Here is a 2,978-nt window from a genome sequence, read left to right on the forward strand (position 1 = left end):
TGACGGGACGGAACGTGCCGAGACCGACGTGGAGCGTGAGCGGGAGTCAACTTGACGCCTTTCGCCTCTGCCGCTGCGAGCAGTTCTTCCGTGAAGTGGAGCCCTGCCGTCGGTGCGGCCGCACTCCCGCGTTCACGGGCGTACACCGTCTGGTAACGGTCCTGGTCGTCGAGCTGTTCACGGATGTATGGCGGGAGCGGCATCGTGCCGAGCTCATCTAAAATCTCATAGAAGATGCCGTCGTAATCGAACTTGAAGCGACGACCACCTTCCGGGAGTTCCTCGACGCATTCGGCCCGGAGCAACCCGTTCCCGAACTCAACGATGGCGCCAACGCGGACTTTCTTCGCCGGTTTGACGAGCGCTTCCCACACGTCATCTTCCGTCTGTTTGAGTAAGAGCAGTTCGACTTTCCCACCCGTCTCCTGCTTCGCCCCGAATAATCGGGCCGGGAGCACGCGCGAGTCGTTGACGACGAGCGCGTCGCCTGCCTGCAAATAGTCGAGCACGTCGCGGAAATGACGGTGCTCGATGTCGCCCGTGTCGCGGTCGAGGACGAGCAGTCGTGAGCTCGTCCGGTCAAGGAGCGGTACTTGGGCGATCAGTTCTTCTGGTAAGTCAAAATCATAGTCGTTAACGTTCAATTGAATGTCTTGCATATCGTTACTCCTCTTCATAGCCAAAATGCGTCTTTGCGTACTGGGTGATCATCCGGCCGCGCGGCGTCCGTTGCAAGAACCCTTGCTGCAACAAATACGGCTCATACACGTCCTCGATCGTTTGGGCATCTTCCCCGATCGTCGCGGCTAGCGTCTCGAGTCCGACTGGCCCGCCGCCGAACCGTTCGACCATCGCCCGTAACAGCCGGTGGTCGACCTCGTCGAGCCCGAGGGCGTCGACATGTAGCCGATCGAGCGCGTCTGAGGCGAGCACCGGATCGATTTCTTTCGTTCCTGCCACTTGGGCAAAATCACGGACACGGCGCAACAGCCGGTTGGCGATTCGCGGCGTGCCACGTGAACGTTTCGCGATGGCACCGCTCGCCTCTGGCGAGATCGCCAGGCGGAATAGCTGCGCCGTCCGGCTGACGATGGCGGCGAGCTCATGCGTCTCGTAGTATTCGAGCTTTAACGTCACACCGAAGCGGTCACGGAGCGGCGCCGACAGCATACCTGCCCGCGTCGTCGCGCCGACGAGCGTGAACGGCGGCAAGTCAATGCGGACACTTCGCGCCATCTCTCCTTGTCCGTAGACGATGTCGAGACAGTAATCTTCCATCGCCGGATAGAGAATCTCTTCAATCGTGCGGCTCAAGCGATGAATCTCATCGATGAATAGGACGTCGCCCGGTTCGAGCGTCGATAGGATCGCCGCGAGGTCACCCGGGCGTTCAATCGCGGGGCCGGCTGTCGTCTTGATGCCGACACCCATCTCATTGGCGATGATTTGGGCGAGCGTCGTCTTTCCGAGTCCCGGTGGACCGTAAAGGAGGACGTGGTCGAGCGTTTCGCTACGGAGCTTCGCGGCTTGGATGAAGATCGATAAGTTTCCTTTCGCCTTCTCCTGTCCGATATACTGCTCGAACTTTTGCGGACGCAAGCTCCACTCTTCAGAGTCTTCATATTGTTGATGGGATTGTGACAACAATCGTTCGTCCATGGTCTCCTCCTTATTTCAATAGCAATTGCAGGGCGCGCTTTATGTAAGCGTCTGTCGTCAATATTTCTGAATTCAATTCCTTGCGGACACGGGTGATCTCACGCTCTGAGTAGCCGAGCGCGACGAGCGCCTCGCACGCCTCGTCGAGTTCCGATGCACCTTGGGCGAATAGGCCGGTGTTCGGGACATAATCCGGCGCGAGCTCGGACAGCTTCCCTTTTAAATCGAGTGCCATCTGCTTTGCCGTCTTCTTGCCGACACCTGGGAATTTCGTCAAATACTTCTCGTTCTCGGTCTCGATCGCGTCGATGAGCGCGTCCATGTCGCCCGAGGCGACGATGGCGAGCGCGCCTTTCGGTCCGATGCCGTTGACGCCGAGCAGTTTATTGAACAGTTCGCGTTCACGACGTGAGCGGAAACCGTATAGTGTCTGTTGATCTTCCCGCACATAATGGTGCGTAAATACGATTACATGTTCGTCTTGTTCACGATAAAAAACGGGTTAGGCACATGTACTTTGTAGCCGACGCCCGAAACATCCAACGTTATATATTCCGCGCACACATAGGCGACGGAGCCTTTTACGAATTCAATCACGGTCATATCTCCTCTTCATGGGAAAACTGCATTCATTGTACCATAACCGCCGCCACGAAAAAAGGACAGGCAATTGCCTGTCCTCAGTGCGCGAGCATCCGCTCGAGGGCGAGTGTCGCCCACTTCGTCGTCTCTTTGTCGACACGAATGATATTGACCGGATCGGTCTCGAGCGACTCGAGTGCCCAGAGCAGATGCGGCAAATCAATCCGGTTCATCGTCAAGCATGGACACATGTACGGGTTGAGCGAAACGATGTCCTGCTCGGGGTGCGTCGCTGCGAGGCGATTGACCAAGTTCATCTCGGTGCCGACGGCCCACTTCGTCCCCGGCGCGCTCGCCTCGATTTGGTCGATGATATAAGACGTCGACCCGGCCTCATCCGCCGCCTGCACGACATCGAACGTACATTCCGGATGGACGATGATGTTTCGTTCGGGGTCGTTCTTCCGAAGCGCCTCGATTTGGGCGACGTTGAACTTCTCGTGGACCGAACAATGCCCTTTCCACAGAATGACCCGGACGTCCTCGATGTCCCCTTCGTAGACGAGCCGTTCCCGGAGCGGGTCCCAGACGGCCATCGCTTCGAGCGGCACACCTAAATCAAACGCCGTGTTGCGTCCGAGATGCTGGTCCGGTAAGAACAAAATTCGTTCGCCCGCTTCTAACGCCCAGCGGACGATGTCATGGGCGTTTGACGACGTGACCGTCGCGCCCCCGTT

General features: G+C 57.8%; 2 protein-coding genes and 2 pseudogenes. All 4 read right to left on the minus strand.

Features of this window, described 5'->3' with window-relative positions:
- Positions 1-644, minus strand: a pseudogene (locus B9Z54_RS09340) (S-adenosylmethionine:tRNA ribosyltransferase-isomerase); the annotation flags it as partial.
- Between the two features lie 19 nt (positions 645-663).
- Positions 664-1,659 carry a Holliday junction branch migration DNA helicase RuvB gene (gene ruvB / locus B9Z54_RS09345; protein WP_113928145.1) on the minus strand — a complete coding sequence of 332 codons (996 nt, stop codon included), beginning with the start codon at positions 1,657-1,659 and terminating at the stop codon, positions 664-666.
- Between the two features lie 10 nt (positions 1,660-1,669).
- Positions 1,670-2,256 (minus strand): annotated as a pseudogene (gene ruvA / locus B9Z54_RS09350) (Holliday junction branch migration protein RuvA).
- A gap of 83 nt (positions 2,257-2,339) precedes the next feature.
- Positions 2,340-2,978, minus strand: a 639-nt coding sequence (gene nadA, locus B9Z54_RS09355) for a quinolinate synthase NadA (RefSeq protein WP_162785157.1), incomplete at its 5' end; no start/stop codon positions are given.

The organism is Bacillus sp. P14.5 (genome assembly GCF_003316765.1).
Lineage (GTDB): Bacteria > Bacillota > Bacilli > Bacillales > Bacillaceae_B > Rossellomorea.